7 protein-coding genes and 1 pseudogene are annotated in these 6,521 nt (G+C 67.5%); 6 read left to right on the top strand and 2 right to left on the bottom strand.

What is annotated here, in order from left to right; genetic code table 11:
- Positions 1-194 precede the first annotated feature (194 nt).
- From ACIHFB_RS45435 to ACIHFB_RS45420, 4 genes and pseudogenes are all read left to right on the top strand, one after another.
- Positions 195-494 carry a hypothetical protein gene (locus ACIHFB_RS45435; RefSeq protein ID WP_400129944.1) on the top strand — a complete coding sequence of 100 codons (300 nt, stop codon included), beginning with the start codon at positions 195-197 and terminating at the stop codon, positions 492-494.
- A complete protein-coding gene (locus ACIHFB_RS45430) occupies positions 491-877 on the top strand; it encodes a fic family toxin-antitoxin system, toxin component (RefSeq protein WP_400129943.1) in 387 nt (128 codons plus the stop codon). Before ACIHFB_RS45435 ends, ACIHFB_RS45430 begins: the two co-directional genes overlap by 4 nt.
- A gap of 1,152 nt (positions 878-2,029) precedes the next feature.
- The gene (locus ACIHFB_RS45425; protein WP_365288305.1) at positions 2,030-2,491 is read left to right on the top strand and encodes a peptidoglycan-binding domain-containing protein; all 462 of its coding nucleotides are present in this window, start codon (positions 2,030-2,032) and stop codon (positions 2,489-2,491) included.
- Between the two features lie 183 nt (positions 2,492-2,674).
- Positions 2,675-3,057, top strand: a pseudogene (locus ACIHFB_RS45420) (Tn3 family transposase); the annotation flags it as partial.
- Positions 3,058-3,102: 45 nt separating this feature from the next.
- Here ACIHFB_RS45420 and ACIHFB_RS45415 read toward each other — a convergent pair.
- The gene (locus tag ACIHFB_RS45415) at positions 3,103-3,861 is read right to left on the bottom strand and encodes an SDR family oxidoreductase (protein WP_365288303.1); all 759 of its coding nucleotides are present in this window, start codon (positions 3,859-3,861) and stop codon (positions 3,103-3,105) included.
- A gap of 158 nt (positions 3,862-4,019) precedes the next feature.
- Here ACIHFB_RS45415 and ACIHFB_RS45410 point away from each other — a divergent pair, with 158 nt between their 5' ends.
- On the top strand, positions 4,020-4,655 hold the full coding sequence (locus tag ACIHFB_RS45410) for a TetR/AcrR family transcriptional regulator (protein WP_400129942.1): 636 nt from the start codon (positions 4,020-4,022) through the stop codon (positions 4,653-4,655).
- A 181-nt stretch (positions 4,656-4,836) separates the two neighbouring features.
- Complete coding sequence (locus ACIHFB_RS45405; RefSeq protein WP_400129940.1) at positions 4,837-5,481, top strand: hypothetical protein; 645 nt, start codon at positions 4,837-4,839, stop codon at positions 5,479-5,481.
- A 235-nt stretch (positions 5,482-5,716) separates the two neighbouring features.
- On the opposite strand, the gene ACIHFB_RS45400 is transcribed toward ACIHFB_RS45405, so the two are convergent.
- Positions 5,717-6,496 carry an NAD(P)H-dependent oxidoreductase gene (locus ACIHFB_RS45400; protein ID WP_400129939.1) on the bottom strand — a complete coding sequence of 260 codons (780 nt, stop codon included), beginning with the start codon at positions 6,494-6,496 and terminating at the stop codon, positions 5,717-5,719.
- Positions 6,497-6,521: the final 25 nt, after the last annotated feature.

The following is a 6,521-nucleotide window of genomic DNA, read 5'->3' as shown; positions in this document are numbered from 1 at the left end:
CCAGCAGACCGCCACCCTCGGACATGTCTGTCGAGCGTAAACACCGACAACACCACACACCTCGACATGCCACGGCCAACCGTGCACGAGGTCGTTGGCCAAGGAATACGCGACTCTCGACTGCGAGGGGTCGCCTTCGCGGCCTCACGGCCGAGCCGTCGTTCCCCCCACCCAGAGCCGGTACCACTGGTACCATGGGTGCCATGTCGGAGCCCAAGGCAATGAATCTACGCTTCCCCGACCCTGCGCAGCGGGCGGCTATCGCGGCTGCCGCGAAGGAGGCGGGAGTCAGCATGCAGGAATACATCCTCTCGGCCGCCTACGATCGCGCGATCGCCGTAGAACAGCGATTTTTGGCGGGCTTCAAGGAGTCCATGGCCCGCAGCGGCATGGCCTTCGCGGCCGAACCCAGCAGCGTGGATCCCAGCACTGAGCAGCGGGCGGCCGAGCGTGAAGCACAGCGGGAGCTCGGGCACCCAGGGCACGCCGCGTGACCCAGCCGGAGCCACTCCACCCGCTCGACGTCACGTATTTGCTGCACGCCGCCGAGCTGCTCGAGGGTGATCCCCAGGTCGACGACTACGGGCCGCTCTACGCGGCTGCCGCGCGGGTCAATGCCCGAGCGATGGAGCACGACATTTACGGGTCCCTCCACCTCAAAGCGGGCGCGCTACTGCAGACCCTGGCGAAACTTCCGTGCCTGGAGCACTCAGGCGAGGCCTTCGCCTGGCACGCTACCGAGGCGTACCTGATCCTGAACGCGCACCGGCTCGAGTACCCGCCCAAGGCTGCCGTCGCGCTCGTACGCGACGCCGCATCTGGAGCGCTCGGAGTAGCCCGGATCGCCCGCCAACTACGCCGCTGGTCCGTCACCTGACCGACGTCCGCCGGACCTTACGAAACTGATCGCCACGGTCGAAGCCCCCTCAAACGGCACTGCCCCACAGGCCCACCATCTCCTGCGGCACCGAGCCAGCTTGTCCGTCACCGCTGGTATATCTCAGGGCCATGCATCTTCATGGGGGCCGGTACAACCAGTGCGCGGGCGGGATCTGCGCCACGGTGTCTCTCGACTGGTCATGGGATCCGACCTGCAAGTACATCCCGGGGATGGGGACGCGAACGGTCACATGGACTCAGGACGTCGTGCCCGACTTCGCGTACGAATGCTGATACGGCCCGGGGAACCGGAACGGTCGGCGACGAGCACGTGATCTCGGATAGCGGAAAGCCCCGGCAGGTGATGGCCGGGGCTTTCCGCACGTTGCGACACGCGCGGCCCCCGCCTCATCAGGGACTCGCCCTGCATCCACCGCGGATGAGGGCCGTAGCACTGCCCTCGCAACGCGCTGACGACGCCTATTGGCCGCTGCCACGAACGAGCTTCACCAGCAACTCCGTGTCCCTCAGGTCCGACAGGACGACTTCCGCGCCAGCGTCTCGCAGTGCGGCTTCGTCGCTGCGCCCTGACGCCACGACGATCACCCGCACACCGTTCGTGTGAGCCCGTTCCACGTCGGCTGGAGTATCTGCCGGCCAGATACCGCCCCCACGACTTCGGGCTGTATCCGGTCCTCGCCGCCAACTGCCGCATGTTCAGCCGCCGAGGTCCTTCAGTCGGCGCAAGCGCACCACCAACTGCAGGACGCTCGGATCCGGTTCAGCGGGCAGCGCTTTCCAGCGCGGCATCGTCCCCCTACTCACGTTCGCGGTCTGTGCCCAGTGGCCCTGGCAAGCGGCCCCTGTTTCCCGTCGCATTCCGCATCAGAGTCGACGCGAGTATCCACGGAATGCACCCGAACGGGGTTCCCGGGCCCGTACGGAAGTCGGCCACCGCCCGTCCCACCGTCCCGCCATTCGGTCCCATCGGACTGCGTCCCCGCAGGTCAGCGGCTGAGGCGTCCCATGAGGACGCCACTTCCGTGGCAACCGTGGCGGCCCTCGCCGCTCGCCCCGCACTCTGATGTCGCCAGTCGGCGGCACGTCAGGTGCCGCCCTACGACCTCGAAGGGGAAAGGAGCTACACCCAATGAAGTTCAGACTCAAGTTCGCAGCAGTGTTCGTGTCCGCCGGATTGCTCACGGCGGGAGCGGGGGTGGCGCCGGCGGGTGCGGCGAGCACCGCGACACCGCAGTGCACTCGGCAGGTTCAGATGAAGCCGGTGGCGGCGTACTCCTATTACATGATGATCCCTAAGTCGAGCTCCACCGTGAAGTGCCTCCTCAAGGAGGGGAACAAGAACAGCGGGGTCGTGGCGCTGCAGACCGCACTGAAGTTCTGCTACGGCGAGGACATCGTGGTCGACGGTGACTTTGGAAGCCGGACTGCTGCGGCTCTCCACTGGGTTCAGATGATCTATCTCTTCCCCGAGCAGTCCGAATTGTGGGACGGTGTCTACGGGCCGGCGACGGCTAACACGATAAAGTTTCCTTGGCACCGGAGCAACGGCGAGATCATGAGCACCTGTACACGTCGTGATGGCAGTGGCTGAAGCGCAATGGTTGCGGCTCCTTCGAAGGGACCAACACACCCCTCTGTACCTGCGGGTTCACAATTGCCAGCTGATCGTTCCGGGCTTCTGGAAACCCCACGGTCCGACCTGCGACTCTCCCGGACATGCTCTCCGCGCCCATGATCCCGGTCGCGGGCGCTCGACGCCGGGGGTGCTTCTAGTCAGCTGAACCGGCAACTCACCGTGCAGGAGTCCCGCCACAAGCTCGCCCGCGACGTGTGCCACGGCAAGCGCGGCACCATCCACCAGGCGTACCGCGACGGCATGGAGGATCAGCTCGGCGCGCTCGGCCTGGTCCTCAACGCCATCGCGCTCTGGACGACGAAGTACATCGACGGCGACGTCGCCCAGCTCCAAGCCGAGGGCCACGAGATCCGGGACGAAGACATCGCCCGGCTTTCCCCGCTCAAGCGCCGCAACCTGAACCTGCTCGGTCGCTACAGCTTCCCGCCGGCGTTCCGGCCGCCGGCGCCCTGCGCCCGCTTCGGGACCCTGGTGCGCCAGAGCTGGACGAGAATGAAGACGAGTCGGTCGGCTCGGAGTGAGTCGGGGCCGTCACTGCCTGCTTCCCTACCGGCCGTCGCCCGGCGTCACAGGAGGGCGCCGCCGGAGACCTCGATGCGCTGGGCGGTGACCCAACGCAGTCCCTCGGAGGCCAGCGTAGCGATGGCGTCGCCGATCTCCTCAGGTTCGCCGACGCGGCCGAGCGCGGTCTGTCCGGCCAGAACCTGGCGCATTCCGGCGTCGTCCCGCATCGCTCCGCCGTTGAAGTCGGTGGCGGTCGGCCCCGGGGCGATGGAGTTGACCCGGATGCCGCGAGGTCCGAGTTCTGCGGCGAGGGTGCGGCTGAGAGCTTCGACGGCGGCCTTCGAGGCGGAGTAGGCCGAGGTGGCGGGGCTGGTGTGGCGGGTCAGCGACGTCGAGACGTTGATGACCTGGCCGCCCTGGGCCAGCAGCGGCACGAGCGACTGGATGAGGAAGAACGTGCCCCGGACGTTGGTGCCCATCACCGTGTCGAAGTCGTCGATCGTGACAGTCTCCAGCGGCCCGAAGACTCCCACTCCCGCGTTGTTGACCAGGATGTCGAGCCGCGAAGTATCCCAGCGCTCCAGCTGCACGCCCAGTTCGGAGGTGAAGGACGCGAAGGAGGAGACGTCGCTGATGTCGAGCCGGAGAACAGCGGCAGTCCCACCCACGGCCTGCACCTGTTCCGCCGTCTGCTCAGCCCCGGCCACATCGCCGCGGTGGGTGACCACGACCCGCACCCCGCGTGTCGCCAGGGCGATGGCCGCGCTGCGCCCGAGGCCGCGATTGGCACCGGTCACCAAAGCGATCTTGTCGATTGTCATGAACTTCCTCCACCGTGCGACAACCAGGATGCGCCCAGGTGCCAAAGATCAGATGCAGATCAGATGCGAGTCACCCGACTCGCCTTGCTGATGCACCGTAAGCGGGCCCCCCGAGGCGAGTCAAGTGACTCGCCTCGGGGCTGCGGCATACTCTCCGCATGGCAGCAGAACTCACCGCGCATCACCGCAAGCTCGCCCAGCAGAAACGCGAGGCGATCACCTCCGCGGCCACAGAACTGTTCTTGGACCGTGGCTACGACGGCACCTCCCTCGCACGGATCGCCGAAGCGGCCGGGGTCTCGAAGTCCACCCTGTTCAAGCAGTTCCCCACCAAGGCGGCCCTCTTCGAGGCCATCGTCACCGAGTCCTGGCAGCGCGACGCCGGCGATACCGCCGCGCAGCCACAGGCGGGAGACCTGCGCTCCGGGCTGACAGCCATCGGCCACCGCTACGCCGACCTGATCGGCCAGCCCCGCATGACAGGCCTGTTCCGGATCGTTATCGCCGAACTGCCTCGTTTCCCCGAGCTGGGACGGATGCAGTTCCAGCTCGGCAAACTGCCCTACTTCGCCTCCGTCCAGCACTACTTGGAGTCTGAGCACGAGGCGGGCAACGCCGATGTGCCCGACGCTGAAAGCGCCGCGAACCAGTTCCTCGGCATGATCGCCAACTACGTCCTGTGGCCCCGCATGCTGCTGACCGGCTGGAACCCCGCAACCTCCGACATCCACAACGCCGTCGAAGAGGCCGTCCAGACGATGCTCGCCAGATACACCCCCGACCCGCCGGCCTGACCTGAATCCGGAACTTCGACACTGACGCGATGCCAAAGACCGCGACGTCTTCACCCGCGACACCTGTCGGCAAACGATGGCGAGCTCAAGCGGTCAGCGCATCACTGCTGTTCAGGAGGTCAGCGGAGACCTCTGCCGGAGTGCGGTAGCCGTGGGTTTTGCGCGGACGGTGGTTGAGTTCGTGAGCGATGGCGTCCAGGTCGGCCTGGTTGAACGTGCGGAGGTCGGCGCCCGCCATCCGCGCACGGGAGAATTGCTGTCCACCGTGAAGCTCATGGTGCAGACCCTCGCCGCCGCCGGCGAACTCCAACGCGAACTGACCTACGGCGGACTGCGCGCCGCCGAAGCCAAGGGCAGCAAGGGCGGGCGCTGCCCAGCCGTCCCGGCCGACAAGACCGACACCGTGCGCGCCACGTACCTGGAAGGTCGCTCCATCGCCGACCTCTCGCGCGTCCACGGCGTCAGTCGCGGCGCGATCCGCACGGCGGTCGCCGACCTCCTGCCCTACCACACCGCCATCGAGGAGGACGCCCTCGCACCGGAGCTGCCAGTCACCCTCGACATGCCGGGCAAGGTCTCCGACTTCCCCCGCGCGGGCGCCGACCTGGAGCCCGCCGAGCAAGCCGCGCTCGACCAGGGGGTGACCGTACGGCGCGATCAGGGCTACACCCTTCGCGTCACAGCTGTGCCAGCGGTCAACCACCAACTCCTTGCCCGCTGCCAGCCGCTCGACGGCGGCCAGGGCGTCCCCGCGGTCGCGGCCCAGCGCAAGGCCCGCCGTGAGTACGAGAACCGCGTCAGCACACTCGCGCCCACCGGACCATGATCGTCCTCACCGACAACCGCTGTACCGATGTTCCCCGAGGCCGGAACCGTCCCAGGCAGGGCGGCGCAGCCCGATTGCGGTGACGGCCGTGGCGGTCTGTCGGGCGCGGCTCGGGGCCGGCTTCGGCTCGGGTTGCGGAGCGGGGGGTGTCCAGGGCCGAGAGCAGGTAGCTGGCCGCGGCCCTCGGGCTGTTCCTTGAGTTCGCGCCTCAGTTCGTCCAGTTCATCGCGGGCGGTTAGCCGCGCACGTGCAGCGCGAAACCGGTGCGGCCCGCGGACTCCAGTCCCTCCTTCAAATGCAGCGAGGGGATCTCGTAGTCGCCGAAGTTCTGCCGCCGGAAGGCGATCGGCTCGGTCGACTCCAGGGTGAGCAGGCGCTGCTCCCAGGCCTTGGCGACGTCCGGGTAGTCCTCGCCGGCCATTCGGTCGGTGCCGCACAGCACGAACGGCGGCAGCACCTCGATGCCCGGGTAGTAGAGGATGCCGTGGTGGATCGGGAACAGCAGATCGTCGATGGGGCCGTTGATCCCGCGAGCGGTGTAATGCGGCTCCGGGCCGCCGGCGGTCACCGACAGCAGAGCCGTCCTGCCCGCGAGGGTGCCTTCACCGAAGCGCTCGCCGTACCTGGTGTCACTGTGCTCGCCGACGCCGTACGCGAAGTGGTAGGTGAACACCCGGTCAACCCAGCCTTTGAGGATCGCGGGCATCGTGTACCACCACAGCGGGAACTGGAAGATGACCGTGTCGGCCCACAGCAGCTTCTCCTGCTCGGCGAGGACGTCCGGGGTGAGCGTCCCGGCGTCGAAGGCCCGGCCCGAGTCCGCCGCGACCTTCAGCGGACTTGAGGCGTCGGGGCCGTAGTCCGCGGCGTCGACGACCGCCTTCCAGTTCATCGCGTACAGATCGCTCACCCGTACCTCGTGCCCGGCGGTCTCCAATGTGGACACCGCGAGGTCCTTCAGCGAGCTGTTGAGCGACTTCGGCTCCGGGTGGGCGTAGACGATCAGCGTCTTCATGGGAACTCCTTCGGATCAGGGTGCC

Origin of the sequence: Streptomyces sp. NPDC051963 (assembly GCF_044593495.1) — a bacterium.
Taxonomy (GTDB): Bacteria; Actinomycetota; Actinomycetes; order Streptomycetales; family Streptomycetaceae; genus Streptomyces.
Note: the sequence above shows the minus strand (reverse complement) of the source record. Positions and strands in the feature narration are given on the sequence as shown.